Origin of the sequence: Candidatus Dechloromonas phosphoritropha (assembly GCA_016722705.1) — a bacterium.
Taxonomy (GTDB): domain Bacteria; phylum Pseudomonadota; class Gammaproteobacteria; order Burkholderiales; family Rhodocyclaceae; genus Azonexus; species Azonexus phosphoritrophus.
In genome coordinates this window covers 1,733,417-1,749,019 of record JADKGN010000004.1, presented here as the reverse complement: position 1 = coordinate 1,749,019, position 15,603 = coordinate 1,733,417, and the positions used below count along the sequence as shown (strand labels likewise).

Below are 15,603 nucleotides of genomic sequence, written 5' to 3'. Positions count from 1 at the left end.
TGCGCTCTCTACCTCTGGCTATCCGAATTACGTTCTTCCCGCTACTCATGCTGCTCGGCCTGGTGGCAATCGGCATCGCGCTGGCAATGATCATCCTCGCTCTCGCCTATCCGAATCTGCCATCGCTCGAGGTGCTCACGGACTACCGGCCGAAAATTCCGCTGCGCGTCTATACCGCCGATGGCTTCCTGATCGGTGAATTCGGCGAAGAGCGAAGATCGCTCGTAGACATACATCAGGTTCCAGATGTCATGAAACAGGCAATCCTCGCGGCGGAAGACGATCGCTTCTACCAGCATGGCGGAGTCGACTACATTGGCATCCTGCGCGCCGCCGGCGCCAACCTAGTAGGTGGCGGCAAGCGGCAGGGAGCTTCGACCATTACGCAGCAGGTCGCAAAAAACTTCTTTCTATCGGGAGAAAAGACCTATACGCGGAAATTCTACGAGGCGCTCCTGTCGTTCAAGATCGAGAACAGCCTGAGCAAGGACCAGATCCTCGAGCTCTATGTGAACCAGATATTCCTCGGCCAGCGCGCCTACGGCTTTGCCGCTGCCTCGCAAATCTACTACGGCAAACCCCTGAAGGACATCACACTTGCCGAGGCGGCCATGCTGGCTGGCTTGCCAAAGGCACCATCGGCCTACAATCCGATCGCCAATCCCAAGCGTGCCAAGATGCGGCAGCAATACGTGCTGCGGCGAATGCATGAGGTTGGCTATATCAGCGATACGCAGCATGAGTCCGCTCTGCATGAAACCCTCGTGGTCAAACGCGAACTGCGCGATTACCCGGTCCGCGCCGAGCACGCCGCTGAAATGGCAAGGCTGATCGCCACCGAGCGCTTCCCTGAAGATGTGTATTCACGTGGCCTCAAGGTCTACACCACCCTGATCAAGGACGAACAGGAAGCCGCCTACGCCAGCCTGCGTCGTGGCGTCATGGATTATGACCGCCGCCACGGCTACCGGGGAGCCGAGTCCTATCTTGACATGAAGGGCTTTGCCAGTGATCAGGACGAAGCGATCGACGAGGCATTCCAGGATATCGCCGATGCCGGCGATCTGGTTCCTGCCCTGGTGCTGGCGGCGGACGCGAAACAGATTCGCGCCTACCGCAAGGGGGGCGAAGTCGTCACGCTCTCCGGCGATGCCATGAGGTTTGCTGCAAGAATGCTCGACGACAAGGCGCCGCCCAACAAGCGCATCAAGCGCGGGGCGATCATCCGCCTGCTGAAGGACGACAAGGGCGGTTGGCAGATTGCCCAGCTCCCCGAAGTGGAATCGGCGTTTGTCGCGGTCGACCCAAAGGACGGGGCAATTCGCGCCCTGGTAGGCGGTTTCGACTTTAATCGCAACAAGTTCAATCATGTCACGCAGGCCTGGCGGCAGCCCGGCTCCAGTTTCAAACCGTTCATTTACTCGGCCGCGCTTGAGAAGGGCTTCAATCCGGGCACGGTCATCAATGACGAGCCAATTGTGATTTCCGCGAGCCAGACCGGCTCGCAGGCCTGGGAGCCGCACAACTACGACGGCAGGTACGAAGGTCCGATGAAGATGCGCACGGCGCTGGCCAAGTCGAAGAACATGGTTTCGATTCGCATCTTGCAGGCCATCGGCACACGTTATGCGCAGGACTTCGCCACCCGTTTCGGCTTCGACGCCGCAAAGCACCCGCCCTACCTGACCATGGCGCTTGGCGCGGGTTCAGTGACCCCCTGGCAGATGGTCACCGCGTACTCCGTGTTCGCCAATGGCGGCTACCGGATCAGTCCCTACGTCGTAAATGAAATCCGCAACGAGAAGAACGTGTTGCTGGCCCAGGCGGCACCTGTTCCGGCGGGCGAGGGATCGCTCCGCGCGATCGATCCCAGGAACGCTTTCATCATGGACAGCATGCTTCGCGGCGTAACGATCTACGGCACCGCCGCCAAGGCTTCCGTGGCGCTCAAGCGACAGGATCTGGCGGGCAAGACCGGAACCACTAACGAATATGTCGATGCCTGGTTCTGCGGCTATCAGATGACAGTCTCGGCCTGCGCCTGGGTCGGTTTCGACCAGCCACGGAAACTCGGCGACAAGGAAACCGGCGGCGCCGCGGCATTACCGATCTGGATCGGCTACATGGGCCGCGCGCTCAAGAATGTCCCAATCCAGACACCGGAAGCGCCGGAGGGACTGGTTGCCTATGGTAGCGGCCGTGACCGGACCTACATCTATGCCGAAAACGTCCGCGCCGAAGAGCCGCCGGAAGATGATGCCGACGGCACGCCACAACCCGAACCCGACCTGAGCAAACCGCCCAGCGACTAATTAGCTGAGGCTGACCACTTCGCCGGCCTGCTGGCTGGCGAGCGTCGAGAGTTTTTCCAGCAGTTCGGTTCCGTCACGGGTATCGCGCCAGCACTCTCCATTCCAGCGAAAGTGAAAGCCGCCGGCACGCGCCGCGACCCAGATCTCGCGGGCCGCGCCATGGCGATTGACGATGATCTTGCTGCCATCGGCAAATTCGACTTCAAGAACCCCGCCGGCGGCCAACTCGAAGTCGATATCGGCGGCGCTTGCCTCCAGCGCCGCATCGATCCGGGCCAGAATCCGGTCGGCCAGGGCATTGAATTCCTTATCATCCATCGTGTGCTAACATCCCTTTCTTTACTGACTGGCTCGTCATTAATGTCCAGAATCGTTGCCGTGCTCCTGACGCTCTGCCTCGCCGGTTGCGGCCTGAAAGGCCCCTTGGTGCTACCGCCCGGCCCTGCGCCGGCACCGGTTCTCGACAGCCTGAAATGGCCAAGTCCGCCGTCAGATGTTAGCACGGACCAGAAGACCACCACCCCATGAGTCAATTCACCGTCAGAAATGGCGTCCTGCACGCCGAATCCGTCGCCCTTCTCGCGATTGCAGAGCAATTCGGCACGCCGGCCTACGTCTATTCCCGCGCTGCGCTCGAAGCCGCGCTGCAGGAGTTTCTCGACGTCCTCAATGGCCATCCGGCCGGCCAGGGAGCGCTTGTCTGCTACGCGGCCAAGGCCAATTCGAACCTTGCCATCCTCAACCTGTTCTCACGCATGGGGGCCGGCTTCGACATCGTTTCCGGCGGCGAGCTGCGGCGCGCCCTGGCGGCCGGTGCCGATCCGCGGAAGGTCGTCTTCTCGGGTGTGGGCAAGACGGCTGCCGAAATGAAGATGGCGCTCGATGCCGGCATTTTCTGCTTCAACGTCGAATCCGCCCCGGAACTGGAACGCCTGAACGAAATCGCCGGTCAGTGCGGAAAGAGGGCGCCGGTCAGCCTGCGCGTCAATCCCAACGTCGACCCGAAGACCCACCCGTACATCTCGACCGGGCTCAAGGAAGCCAAGTTCGGCGTCGCCTATGAAGGCGCGCTGGCGCTCTACCGCCGCGCCGCCGCCTTGCCGAATATCGAAGTCGCCGGCATCGACTGCCACATCGGTTCGCAACTGCTCGATCCGGCACCTTTCATTGAGGCGCTCGACCGCATTCTGGCGCTGATCGACCAGCTGGCCGCGGAAGGCATCTCTATCCGCCACCTCGACCTCGGCGGCGGTCTCGGCATCAAATACAAGGATAACCAGGTCGAGCCGACAGTGGCTTCCTATCTGACGCCGTTGCTCGACAAACTGGCTGGCCGCAACCTGCGGGTGGTCCTCGAGCCTGGTCGCCGCCTGGTTGGCAATGCCGGCCTGTTGCTGACCCGTGTCGAATACCTCAAACCCGGCGAAGACAAGAATTTTGCGATCATTGACGCTGCGATGAACGACCTGCTGCGCCCCGCGCTCTACGAAGCCTGGCACGACATCGTGCCGGTAACGCCGCGGGCGGGAGCGGGGCGCGCCTACGACGTGGTCGGCCCGGTCTGCGAGTCCGGCGACTTTCTCGGCCTCGCCCGCCCGTTGAACATCCAACCGGGTGACCTGCTCGCCGTGATGTCGGCTGGCGCCTACGGCATGGCGATGAGCTCCAACTACAACACCCGGCCGCGGGCGGTCGAGGTCATGGTCGACGGCGACCGGGTGCACCGGATCCGGCGGCGCGAAGCCGTGGACGACCTCTATGCCGGCGAACAGCTTCTACCGGCATGAAGCGCCGCGTGGTCGTCGTGGCCGCCCTGTTGCTGGCGGCCTGTGGCGACAGGCCGGTCGAGAAGAAGGGCGCGCTGCCGACACTGATTACCATCACGCAGGTCAACACCACCGCCCTTGAAGTCAGCGAGCGGACGCTCGGCACCTTGAGTGCCGTCAGGGACCCGACACTCAGCGCCGAGATCGCCGGCAAGGTCGCCAAGGTCCTGGCGCGCAGCGGCGAACCCGTGAAGAAGGGACAACTCCTCGCCTTTATCGACCCGACCGACGCGCGACATCAGGCCGACGTCGACTCCGGCGAGATTGCCCGTCTCACCGCCCTCCTGGCGCAACAGGAGCGCGTGGTCGCCCGGCAGAGCGAACTGGTGCAGAAGAATTTCATCTCGAAGAACGCGCTCGATGATGCCGTCGCCCAGCGCGACGCGCTTCGCAGCCAGTTGGCAAGCGCCCGCTCGCGCGCCAGCCTGTCGCAACGCAACGTCGGCAAGACCGAGGTGATCGCGCCATTCGATGGTGTCATCGAGATGCAGATCGTGTCGTCTGGCGACTACGTCAAGCTAGGGTGTGTTGACAATCAATCCGATAGATGACCATGGCATTGATCGGCGAAATCCTCGTTTACAGTCAATGAGTTACAAGGAGGCTGTTCACAGAGGTTGATATAGGGTCATATCCTGACTTTTGGGTGGCGTCAGGATGATGGTACGTTTGTGGTTGCGTGATGATCAGTTTGAGCGGATAGCGTCCCTGTTGCCGGGTAAAGCCAGCGACCCGGGGTGCACGGCGGCCGATAATCGACAGTTCGTTGAAGCGGTTTTGTGGATTGCTCGCACGGGTAGTCCGTGGCGTGACCTGCCATGCCCATTCGGGCCGTGGAATAGTGTCTATCAACGATTTGCTCGCTGGTCGCGGTGTGGTGTCTGGCATCGCATCTTCACCCAGTTGGCGCAGGACGCAGATTTCGAAGAGGTGTTCATCGACAGCACCATCGTTCGCGCCCATCAACATGCCGCCGGTGCACCAAAAAAAACGGTGGCCAGGCGCTTGGGCGATCACGGGGCGGACTGAGCACCAAGATTCACGCCCTGGTTGAAGGCTTGGGGTCACTCGCCCGCTTTCGTCTCACCGGTGGAGAAGCCGGTGACAGCCCTCAAGCGCTGCCCCTGTTGGGCGATCTGTTGCCCGACTCGCTGAGTGCGGACAAAGCCTACGACACAGACGCGATCATCGAGCATCTTGCTGCGAATGAGATTCAAGCGGTCATCCCTCCCAAAAGCAATCGTATTGTCCAGCGTAGTTTCGATCAGCACCTTTACAAAAATCGCAACCTGGTAGAACGCTTCTTCTGCCGGATCAAGCAGTTCCGAGGCATCGCCACGCGCTATGACAAACTCGCCGAACGCTTCGCTTCCTTCGTCGCCCTCGCCGCAGCTTTCATCTGGCTCACGTGATTGTCAACACACCCTAGGGAAGTGCTGATTTATTCCTGCTTCGTTTTCCCATGCTGAGCGAGAGTGGTAAAATGCCATTGAGTTAAATGGTAAGGGTGGCGAGCGTGCAGGCAAGTTTTTCCGAACTCGAATATGCGGCGAAGAAGAAGCAGACACGGCGCGACCGGTTTCTTGCCGAGATAGAAGCGATCACGCCGTGGTCGGTATTGGCACAATCGCTTATCCCGTTTTACCCGAAGAGCGGAGGTCGGGGTCGCCCGCCCATTGGTCTGCCCCGGATGCCACCACCCTGCTTGAATTCCGTCACTTGCTCGAACAGCATCAACTGAGCGAATCGATTTTCAACACGACTACCCATCACCTCACCGCCAAAGGCCTGCTGTTGCGTGAAGGCACCATTGTGGATGCGACCCTGATCGCCGCGCCGCCTTCGACCAGGAACAAGGCCGGCAAGCGCGACCCGGAAATGCACCAGGGCAAGAAAGAGTCGCCGCGCCGACAGCGCATTCCACTTCCCGGCAAGCGCGACCCGGAAATGCACCAGGGCAAGAAGGGCAAGCAATGGTACTTCGACATGACAAGCCGAAGGCGAAGGACGCCCGTAGGGCGGTCCCGCGTAGCGGGATGCGGTCACGAGCGAAGCGAGGTCGCACAGGTGGCGCACATTGGTGTGGATGCCCACTCGGGGCTGGTCCATTCCGTGATCGGCACACGTCAGGCAACGTCAGCGACATCTCGCAGGCCGAAGCGTTGTTGCATGGCGAAGAAACGATGGCCTTTGCTGACGCCGGCTATCAGGGCGTTGAAAAACGTCCGGAGAGCCAAGGCGGCGAAGTCGAATAGCAAGTCGCCATGAAACCCAGCAAGCGCAAACAACTGCCGGGAACGGAACTTGGCCGGTTGGTCGAACAGGTGGAATACGCCAAGGCGCGTATTCGTGCCAAGGTGGAGCACCCCTTCCATGTCGTCAAGAATCTCTTCAAGCATAGGAAGACGCGTTACAAGGGCTTGGCCAAGAATACGGCGCAACTGTTTTCGCTGTTTGCTTTTGCCAATCTGGTGCTCGCCCGCCGTTGGTTGTTGGGCGCTGACAGCCAAGTTGCGTCCTGAAGGCCAGAAATGCCATGAAAATCAATGTTTTTCACTTCGGAACGACCTTCAATGTGGCAAGTGACACCGAAAATCGCACAAAGCCCCTCGCAACACTGAATTGATCAGCACTTCCCTAAGACGACCGATGCCATCTCGGCTGCCATGATCTCCTTGCTGATGCCTTTTGCAGCCAGTGTCCATACGCTGACGACCGACAACGGCCGGGAGTTTGCCCAGCATGAGCGGATAGCAAAGAAACTGGATGCGGACTTCTTCTTCGTTCACCCCTTTGCTTCCTGGGAGCGTGGGGCCAACGAGAACATGAACAGACCTATCCGGCAGTTCTTCCCAAAGAAACTGCGCTTCGATTCCATCACCCCCAAGGACATCGCTTTCACCATGCACCGCCTCAATCATCGCCCCAGAAAATACCTCGGCTTCAGAACACCTCACCAGGTCTTCATGGAGCAGTTACACTCGCCTTATAGCACCGTTGCGCTTCAGACTTGAATCCGCCGTTCATAATGCGCCGTTACCCTGACGGTCAATGCTTCAACAGAAAGGATTTGCCATGCATTGGCTCCGCTTGCCCGAACCGCGTCGCGATATTGACCCCGCCTTCAAGGATGCCGAATCTGCCCAAGCCTGGCTTGGCGCGCTGGCATCAACAGATTCACTTGCGCTTTTCTCCACATTGCTCGAACAGATCCACGCGATCGATGGTTCGACCATGCCACCTGCAAACGCAGTGAGCCTGCTCAACCAGTTACGTACCGTCGCCGTTCCGCTTCAGTCCACAATGGAGGAACAGTTCACGCGCAAGGCCCTGCCTATGCTGGCGGGCGAAGAACTTGCCTTTGAAGTTACTCACCGAGTCTGGATGCAATTCGGCATTGCCTACCTGCGTTTCGCCCCGCGGTGCACACCTGCAAATCGCGCCCTGCCATTGCATCGTGCCACCACCGCTTTCCGCCTCACCCAGTACTGCCACTTTCTGGCCGCCCGCACCTGCCCTCCGATATCGGACCATCTACTCCTCTTGGCGCTTGCTGCCGCGGAAGCCAACGGCGTGCTGCGCCGGCCGCTGGCCGACCCGGATTTCCCACAGAACGGCAAGGGAAGCATCTCGGGGCAACTGGCCTGGGCGATCCTGATGCGCACGGCCGATGCCTATCACCTTACCGCCATCCAGCTTCCGGTCGTCAATCGCATCTACAGCCGCTGGCGCGAACTGGCCAGCTTTCAGGCCGAGCCGAACAGGAACACGGAAACCTATGTGGTCGATCTGGCTGCTCTTTTCGACGACGGTTTGCCACAGGGAGTCCTGCGTTTCCTGAACCTGCGCGCGATCGCGGTCAAGCTTGGCCAGCGCATCAAACTGCTCAGGGCGGGCGAGTCGCCTGAGGCGCTCAAGCTCGGGCGCTCGCTTTCAGCCGCCGCAGCCATTCGCCTTCTCCGTGATCTCGAGCAATACCTTCAGCCACCGAGCAGGACAGCACCGCAAAAGAGGGACGAGATCGAACTCGTGTTCGGCAGCGAGGATGCCTATGCGCTGCTAAGAAACCGGATACTCAATCCAGTCGGCGCTCAGAAGTCGGACCAGCCGCTTGTCTATCAGCGAAAGGCAGTCTTCGGTATCGATCAGGCAGCTCCGCTGCACACGAACAAGAGCCGCCAGACGGTGCCCGGGGAACACTGGAAACTCACCGGCAGTTCGGCCACGCTTGCGCCTCGGCCCGACGCAAGCCGCCGGCTGACGCCCTCCCTCATCGCCGCGATTGTCGGTGAGAGTCCCAGCCTCGGCGTCATGACCAGCCTGCAGTGCGACGACGACGGGACTCTCTCGGCACGGCTGAGATGGTATGACGAGAAAGCCGAGGCCTGCAATCTAAAGCGCCTCGCTCCCAAGGGCGATAGGCTGGTGCGGGTTCCGGCCTTCGTCCTGCGGCACCAGTGGGGTATCTCCCTGGTCCTACCCGCGGACGCCGGCGCCCGTCTCAGCGTCAGCCTCGACCTCGCCGATTGCTCGGTCGAGCAAGTAATTCCCACCGAGATTGTCGACCGCGGCAGCAACTTCATACATTACGCATGTAAGCTTCCGTGAACGCACAAGGCCCGTCCGGAGACGGGCCTTGGCGACGCAGTCGACCGTCGGGAACGACCGAATCCCGGGCTATTCGAACTCGATGATGACCTGATCGACCGCCAGGCTTTCGCCGGCGGCAGCAGAGATCTTCTTGACCTTGCAATCCTGGTCTGCCCTCAGGATATTTTCCATTTTCATCGCTTCGATGACCGCCAGTTTCTCACCGGCCTTGACCTCCTGACCGGCCTTGACCGCCACTTCGCGTAGCAGGCCGGGCATCGGGGAGAGCAGGTACTTGGAGAGGTCGGGTGGCAGCTTCTCGGGCATCAGAGCGAGCAGTTCCGCGGCGCGGGCGCTCATAACCATGAAGCTGGCGTGGGCGCCCCAGTGGAAGAGAACGTACCGGGTCTTGCGGCGCTCGACCTGCAGGGTGAATTCCTCACCGTTGCAGGTTCCGTTGAACAGCGACTCGCCCAATTTCCAGTCGGAGCGTATTTCATAGTTCTCACCCTTGTACTCGACATGGTAACCACCCAGGATCGGCCGCGCAATGACCATATGTTTTTCGTTACCACGTCGGTGCAGGCGCACCACACACCACTTGTCGCTGACCATGCGTTCGTGCCCATGCAATTGGCCGGAAACGGAAGCGCCGCGGTCGGTGTAGGCACGATAGACGTAAGCTGCCACGGACACCAGAAGCACCGGGTCATCGTGTGGCACCATCGAGGCATCGAAGCCCTTGGGGTATTCCTCGGCAATGAAGCCAGTGTTGAAATTGCCGGACTGGAAACGTGGATGCTGCATTAGCGCCGCCTGGAACGGGATGTTCGAGGAAATACCGCGGATGACGAAGGCATTCAGTGCGTCACGCATGCGCGAAATCGCCTGCTCGCGGGTGGCGCCATGGACGATCAACTTGGAGATCATCGAGTCGTAGAACATCGAGATTTCGCCGCCCTCATAGACGCCAGTGTCGACCCGCACCTGACCCGGGATTTCCTTCGGTGGCTGGAACTTGATCAGACGACCGGTGGAGGGCAGGAAGCCGCGGAACGGATCTTCGGCATTGATCCGGCATTCCATCGCCCAGCCGTCGAGCCGGACCTCGTCCTGCGTCAGCGGCAGTTTTTCGCCATAAGCAACGCGGATCATCAGTTCGACCAGATCGACGCCGGTAATCAGTTCGGTGACCGGGTGCTCCACCTGCAGGCGAGTGTTCATTTCCAGGAAGTAAAAGTTCTTGTCGGCGCCGACGACGAACTCGACCGTGCCGGCCGACTCGTACTGCACGGCACGGGCCAGGGCCACAGCCTGCTCACCCATGGCCTTGCGCATCACCGGATCGACGAAGGGCGACGGCGCCTCTTCGATGACCTTCTGGTGACGACGCTGGATCGAGCAGTCACGCTCGTTCAGATAAACGTAGTTGCCAAAGGAGTCGCCGAGCACCTGAATTTCGATGTGACGTGGTTCCAGCACGTATTTTTCAATGAAGACGCGGTCATCGCCGAAGGCGTTCTTCGCTTCGTTCACGCAGGAGGTAAAACCTTCGTGCGCTTCCTGGTCGTTGAAAGCGACACGCAGGCCCTTGCCACCACCGCCGGCAGACGCCTTGATCATCACCGGATAGCCGATGCCCTGGGCGATCTTGACCGCTTCATCCGGACCGGCAATGGCTTCGTTGTACCCCGGGATGGTATTGACCCTGGCTTCGAGCGCCAGTTTCTTGGACTCGATCTTGTCGCCCATCTTGCCGACCGAGTAATGCTTCGGGCCGATGAACTTGATGCCTTCTTCCTCAAGGCGGCGCGAGAACTCGGCGTTCTCGGACAGGAAGCCATAACCCGGATGGACCGCCTCCGCGCCGGTCTGCTTGCAGGCGTCGATGATCTTGTCCATGACCAGATAGGATTCTTTCGACGCAGACGGGCCGATGAAGACCGCTTCGTCAGCCAGATCGACATGCAGCGCGTCCTTGTCGGCCTCGGAATAGACAGCGACTGTGGCGATGCCCATATTGTGGGCGGTTTTGATGATGCGGCAGGCGATTTCTCCCCGGTTCGCGATCAGAATTTTCTTGAACATGTTTCTGTTTCTCCCTGAGGCTTACAGCGGAATGTTGCCGTGCTTGCGCCACGGATTCTCGAGCTTTTTGTCGCGCAACATAGCCAGCGAACGGGCGATGCGCTTTCGGGTAGCGTGCGGCATGATCACGTCGTCGATGAAACCGCGCGCCCCGGCGACGAACGGGTTGGCGAACTTTTCCTTGTACTCGGCTTCGCGTCCGGCCAGCTTGGCAACATCGTTCTTTTCCACGCGGAAGATGATCTCGACCGCTCCCTTCGGACCCATGACCGCAATTTCGGCAGACGGCCAGGCGAGGTTGACATCGCCGCGCAGGTGCCTCGACGACATCACATCGTAGGCGCCGCCGTAGGCCTTGCGGGTGATGATCGTCACCTTGGGTACGGTGCATTCGGCGTAGGCGTAGAGCAGCTTGGCGCCATGCTTGATGATGCCGCCGTACTCCTGAGTGGTGCCCGGCATGAAGCCCGGAACGTCCACGAAGGTAACGACCGGTATGTTGAAGGCATCGCAGAAGCGGACGAATCGGGCGGCCTTGATCGACGACTTGATATCGAGACAGCCAGCCAGCACCAGCGGCTGGTTGGCGACGATACCGACCGGGTGACCGTCAATACGGCCGAAGCCGATGATGATGTTCCTGGCGTAGTCGGGCTGCAGTTCGAAAAAATCGTTGTCATCGACGACCTTGATGATCAATTCCTTCATGTCGTACGGCTTGTTGGTGTTATCCGGAACCAGCGTGTCAAGCGAGTAATCCATGCGGACAGCCGGATCGTTGGTCGGCGTATGGGGTGGCTTTTCCCTGTTGTTGGCCGGAATGAAATTCATGAAGCGACGCAGCATGGACAGGGCTTCGACGTCGTTTTCGAATGCCAGATCGGCGACGCCTGATCTGCTGGTGTGGGTGATGGCACCGCCCAGTTCCTCGGCGGTGACGTCTTCATGGGTGACGGTCTTGACCACCTCCGGACCGGTCACAAACATGTACGACGAATCCTTGACCATGAAGATGAAATCGGTCATCGACGGCGAGTAGACCGCACCGCCGGCGCAAGGGCCCATGATCATGGAAATCTGCGGCACGACGCCGGACGCCATCACGTTACGCTGAAAAACGTCCGCATAGCCACCGAGCGAGGCGACACCTTCCTGGATGCGCGCGCCGCCCGAGTCATTGAGGCCGATCACCGGAGCGCCAACTTTCATCGCATGATCCAAGACCTTGCAGATCTTCTCGGCATGGGTCTCGGACAGCGAGCCGCCGAAAACCGTGAAGTCCTGCGAAAAGACGAAGACAAGACGGCCGTTGATGGTGCCGTAGCCGACCACAACACCATCGCCCGGGGTCTTCTCGGCCTTATCCATGCCGAAATCGACGCAGCGGTGTTCCTTGAACATATCCCATTCCTCGAAGGAATCCGGGTCAAGTAGCAGCTCGATACGTTCACGGGCAGTGAGCTTGCCCTTTTTGTGCTGGCTGTCGATACGCTTCTGGCCACCGCCGAGGCGGGCCAGTTCACGCTTTTTTTCCAGCTGGCGGATGATGTCGATCATGGAAAACTCCCTAAGTAGTTCGGGTAATTAGAATCAGTGTTTCAGATAGTCGAGAAGCGCATGGGCCGCCACCGCGGGGGTCGTATGGCCCTGTTCGACGGACCGGATCAATGCCGGCAGGTTTGCCCGCACGCGCGGATGTTGGCGGAAATACTGGCGCAAGCCGGAGTCGATCAGTTGCCACATCCAGCTTAGCGCCTGATGTTGCCGTTTGGCGGCGAACTCGCCAGTCGGCTTCAGGGTGTCCCGGTATTTCTCGATCTGTTCCCAGAACTCGACGATGCCTTCCTTGTGCAGCGCGGACAATGCAATGACCGGCGGCGCCCAGTTGGGCGAGGCCGGGCGCAGCATGTGCAGTGCATTGCGCCACTGGGCGCGTACCACCGCTGTCGCGCGCGGGTCGATGTCGGCCTTGTTGATGACCACCAGATCGGCAATCTCGACGATGCCTTTCTTGATCGCCTGCAGGTCGTCGCCGGCATTCGGCAATTGCAGCAGGCAGAAGATGTCGACCATGCCGGCCACCGTCGTTTCCGACTGGCCAACGCCGACGGTTTCGATGATGATCACGTCGAAGCCGGCCGCCTCACACAGCAACATGGCCTCACGTGTCTTTTCGGCCACACCGCCGAGCGAACCGGCCGATGGGCTGGGGCGAATAAAGGCTTCCTCGCGCTGGCACAACAGTTCCATACGTGTCTTGTCACCAAGGATGGAGCCGCCCGAAACGGATGAAGAAGGATCAACAGCCAGCACGGCCAGTTTCTTGCCCTGCTCGATCAGCCAGACGCCAAGGGCCTCGATGAAGGTCGACTTGCCGGCCCCCGGGGCGCCGGAGATACCGATGCGGATGGCGCCGCCGGTTTGCGGCAGCAGCGTGTTCAAAACCTGCTGCGCCCGCTGCTGGTGATCGGTACGTGTCGACTCAATCAGTGTGATGGCCTTGGCCAGCGCCCGCCGCTGGCCGGCGAGCACTCCGACGACCAGCTTCTGGTCAACGGACGAAAGCGAATGAGCCGACACCGGAACCTCGCTCAACTTCATCCCGGCTTAGCCGCGCGCCTTGCGGATTTCTTCCAGCACCCTGACGGCCGAATCCTCGATCCGCGTGCCGGGCCCGAAAATCGCCTTGGCGCCAGCGTTGTAAAGATAGTCGTAGTCCTGCGCCGGGATGACGCCGCCGGCAAAGACGATGATGTCGTCCGCACCCTGCGCCTGCAGCGATTTGACCAACTCGGGCAGCAACGTCTTGTGGCCGGCGGCCAGCGATGAAACGCCGATGGCGTGCACGTCGTTCTCGATGGCCTGGCGGGCAGCTTCTTCCGGTGTCTGGAAGAGCGGGCCCATGTCAATATCGAAGCCGAGGTCGGCAAACGCGGTAGCGACTACCTTGGCGCCGCGGTCGTGACCGTCCTGGCCGAGCTTGGCGATCATGATGCGCGGCCGGCGGCCTTCTTCCTCGGCAAATTTGGCGATATCGGCCTTGATGGCTTCCCAGCTTTCCAATCCTTCCACAACACCTCCGTACACACCCGAAATGGTCTGGTTATTGGCGCGGAAGCGGCCGAAGACCTTTTCCAACGCATCGGATACTTCACCCACCGTGGCGCGCAGGCGCATCGCCTTGACGGTCAGGTCGAGCAGGTTGCCGTTGCCCAACTCGGCTGCTGCGGTCAACGCGGAAAGTGCGGCAGAAACCGCAGCCGTATCACGCGTCGCCCGGATGTTGTTCAAACGAGCGATTTGCGAATCACGCACGGCATGGTTATCGATATCGAGAATATCGATGGCATCTTCCTTGGCCAGCTTGTACTTGTTGACGCCGACGATGACGTCCTTGCCGGAGTCGATGCGCGCCTGCTTGTCGGCGGCGCAGGTTTCGACCTGCATCTTGGCCCAACCGGACTCGACCGCCTTGGTCATGCCGCCCATCGCCTCGATTTCCTCGATGATGCCCCAGGCCTTGTCGGCCATGTCCTGGGTCAACTTTTCCATCATGTAGGAACCGGCCCACGGATCGACGACGTTGGTGATGTGGGTTTCTTCCTGGATGATCAACTGGGTGTTACGGGCGATGCGCGACGAGAACTCGGTCGGCAGCGCGATGGCTTCGTCGAGCGCATTGGTGTGCAGCGACTGGGTGCCGCCGAAGACTGCAGCCATCGCTTCGATGGTCGTGCGCACGACATTGTTGTACGGGTCCTGCTCGGTCAGTGACCAGCCGGAGGTCTGGCTGTGCGTGCGCAGCACCATCGACTTCGGGCTCTTGGCATTGAAACTGGTCATGATGCGATGCCAAAGTAGGCGGCCGGCACGCATCTTGGCGATTTCCAGATAGAAGTTCATGCCGACGGCCCAGAAGAAGGACAGGCGGCCGGCAAAAGTGTCGACGTCCATGCCGGAAGCGACGCCAGTACGCACGTATTCCATGCCATCAGCCAACGTGAAAGCCAGTTCGATCGCCTGGTTGGCCCCGGCTTCCTGGATGTGATAACCGGAAATCGAGATCGAGTTGAACTTCGGCATGTGCTGCGCCGTGTAGCCGAAAATGTCGGCGATGATCTTCATCGACGGCTTGGGCGGATAGATATAGGTATTCCGCACCATGAATTCTTTAAGGATGTCGTTCTGGATGGTGCCCGACAGCTTGTCCTGCGCCACGCCCTGTTCCTCGGCGGCAACGATGTAACCAGCAAGAATCGGCAGCACGGCGCCATTCATCGTCATCGATACCGAGACCTTGTCGAGCGGGATGCTGTCGAACAGGATCTTCATATCCTCGACCGAATCGATCGCCACACCGGCCTTGCCAACGTCGCCGGTGACGCGGGCGTTATCGGAATCGTAGCCACGGTGCGTCGCCAGATCGAAAGCGACCGAAACACCCTGACCGCCAGCAGCCAGGGCCTTGCGATAGAAGGCATTGGAGGCCTCGGCGGTGGAGAAGCCGGCGTACTGGCGGATGGTCCACGGCTTGACCGCGTACATCGTCGGCTGCGGCCCGCGCAGATACGGGGCAAAACCGGGCAACGTGTCGGCGAACCGCAGGTCTTCAATATCCGCCTTGGTATACAAGGCTTTGACCGCAAGACCCTCGGGGGTATTCCAGTCCAGATTCCTGACGTCGCCGCCCGGCGAGTGCTTTGCCGCCGACTTTTCCCAAGCATCCAGGTTATTGGAATCAAAGAACTTTTCAGACATTACACTCCCTCGCCGATTCGATTTTTTCA

The 15,603-nt window shown here is 60.2% G+C and carries 11 protein-coding genes and 1 pseudogene; 7 read left to right on the top strand and 5 right to left on the bottom strand.

All coding sequences use genetic code 11. The features are described 5' to 3' along the window. The first annotated feature begins 47 nt into the window (after positions 1-47). Positions 48-2,312, top strand: coding sequence for a penicillin-binding protein 1A (locus tag IPP03_14280; GenBank protein ID MBL0353756.1), 2,265 nt, complete (start codon positions 48-50; stop codon positions 2,310-2,312). Here the strand turns inward: IPP03_14280 and cyaY are convergent, their stop codons facing one another. Beyond that, positions 2,313-2,630 (bottom strand): iron donor protein CyaY, encoded by a 318-nt coding sequence (cyaY, locus tag IPP03_14275; GenBank protein MBL0353755.1) that lies wholly within the window; start codon positions 2,628-2,630, stop codon positions 2,313-2,315. 206 nt (positions 2,631-2,836) lie between these two features. Between cyaY and lysA the strand changes: the two genes are divergently transcribed. From lysA to IPP03_14245, 6 genes and pseudogenes are all read left to right on the top strand, one after another. Further along, positions 2,837-4,099, top strand: a complete 1,263-nt coding sequence (gene lysA / locus IPP03_14270; GenBank protein ID MBL0353754.1) for a diaminopimelate decarboxylase — start codon at positions 2,837-2,839, stop codon at positions 4,097-4,099. Further along, complete coding sequence (locus IPP03_14265; protein ID MBL0353753.1) at positions 4,096-4,689, top strand: efflux RND transporter periplasmic adaptor subunit; 594 nt, start codon at positions 4,096-4,098, stop codon at positions 4,687-4,689. Before lysA ends, IPP03_14265 begins: the two co-directional genes overlap by 4 nt. A gap of 109 nt (positions 4,690-4,798) precedes the next feature. Continuing rightward, positions 4,799-5,550 (top strand): IS5 family transposase gene (locus IPP03_14260; protein MBL0353752.1). Its coding sequence is split into 2 segments (ribosomal slippage): positions 4,799-5,120 and positions 5,120-5,550, totalling 753 coding nucleotides; the frame shifts between segments, so codons are not numbered across the junction. An 86-nt stretch (positions 5,551-5,636) separates the two neighbouring features. Beyond that, positions 5,637-6,660, top strand: a pseudogene (locus IPP03_14255) (transposase). A 144-nt stretch (positions 6,661-6,804) separates the two neighbouring features. Next, complete coding sequence (locus tag IPP03_14250; GenBank protein MBL0353751.1) at positions 6,805-7,152, top strand: IS30 family transposase; 348 nt, start codon at positions 6,805-6,807, stop codon at positions 7,150-7,152. A gap of 61 nt (positions 7,153-7,213) precedes the next feature. After that, positions 7,214-8,746 (top strand): hypothetical protein, encoded by a 1,533-nt coding sequence (locus IPP03_14245; GenBank protein MBL0353750.1) that lies wholly within the window; start codon positions 7,214-7,216, stop codon positions 8,744-8,746. Between the two features lie 69 nt (positions 8,747-8,815). On the opposite strand, the gene IPP03_14240 is transcribed toward IPP03_14245, so the two are convergent. Genes IPP03_14240 through scpA form a run of 4 tightly spaced genes read right to left on the bottom strand, consistent with a single transcriptional unit; the run spans position 8,816 to position 15,574 of the window. After that, positions 8,816-10,816: an acetyl/propionyl/methylcrotonyl-CoA carboxylase subunit alpha gene (locus IPP03_14240; protein MBL0353749.1), complete on the bottom strand. Its 2,001-nt coding sequence runs from the start codon at positions 10,814-10,816 to the stop codon at positions 8,816-8,818. Positions 10,817-10,837: 21 nt separating this feature from the next. After that, positions 10,838-12,373, bottom strand: a complete 1,536-nt coding sequence (locus tag IPP03_14235) for an acyl-CoA carboxylase subunit beta (protein ID MBL0353748.1) — start codon at positions 12,371-12,373, stop codon at positions 10,838-10,840. A 33-nt stretch (positions 12,374-12,406) separates the two neighbouring features. Next, on the bottom strand, positions 12,407-13,417 hold the full coding sequence (gene meaB / locus IPP03_14230) for a methylmalonyl Co-A mutase-associated GTPase MeaB (protein MBL0353747.1): 1,011 nt from the start codon (positions 13,415-13,417) through the stop codon (positions 12,407-12,409). 6 nt (positions 13,418-13,423) lie between these two features. Continuing rightward, entirely contained in the window at positions 13,424-15,574 is a 2,151-nt protein-coding gene (gene scpA / locus IPP03_14225) for a methylmalonyl-CoA mutase (protein ID MBL0353746.1), read from the bottom strand. Between the last annotated feature and the right edge of the window lie 29 nt (positions 15,575-15,603).

Excerpts from the sequence above, each read along its gene's own strand:
- IPP03_14240 (MBL0353749.1), bottom strand. The coding sequence starts at position 10,816 with ATGTTCAAGAAAATTCTGATCGCGAACCGGGGAGAAATCGCCTGCCGC.
- IPP03_14245 (MBL0353750.1), top strand. The coding sequence starts at position 7,214 with ATGCATTGGCTCCGCTTGCCCGAACCGCGTCGCGATATTGACCCCGCC.
- IPP03_14235 (MBL0353748.1), bottom strand. The coding sequence starts at position 12,373 with ATGATCGACATCATCCGCCAGCTGGAAAAAAAGCGTGAACTGGCCCGC.
- cyaY (MBL0353755.1), bottom strand. The coding sequence starts at position 2,630 with ATGGATGATAAGGAATTCAATGCCCTGGCCGACCGGATTCTGGCCCGG.
- meaB (MBL0353747.1), bottom strand. The coding sequence starts at position 13,417 with ATGAAGTTGAGCGAGGTTCCGGTGTCGGCTCATTCGCTTTCGTCCGTT.
- IPP03_14250 (MBL0353751.1), top strand. The coding sequence starts at position 6,805 with ATGATCTCCTTGCTGATGCCTTTTGCAGCCAGTGTCCATACGCTGACG.
- IPP03_14265 (MBL0353753.1), top strand. The coding sequence starts at position 4,096 with ATGAAGCGCCGCGTGGTCGTCGTGGCCGCCCTGTTGCTGGCGGCCTGT.
- lysA (MBL0353754.1), top strand. The coding sequence starts at position 2,837 with ATGAGTCAATTCACCGTCAGAAATGGCGTCCTGCACGCCGAATCCGTC.
- IPP03_14280 (MBL0353756.1), top strand. The coding sequence starts at position 48 with ATGCTGCTCGGCCTGGTGGCAATCGGCATCGCGCTGGCAATGATCATC.
- scpA (MBL0353746.1), bottom strand. The coding sequence starts at position 15,574 with ATGTCTGAAAAGTTCTTTGATTCCAATAACCTGGATGCTTGGGAAAAG.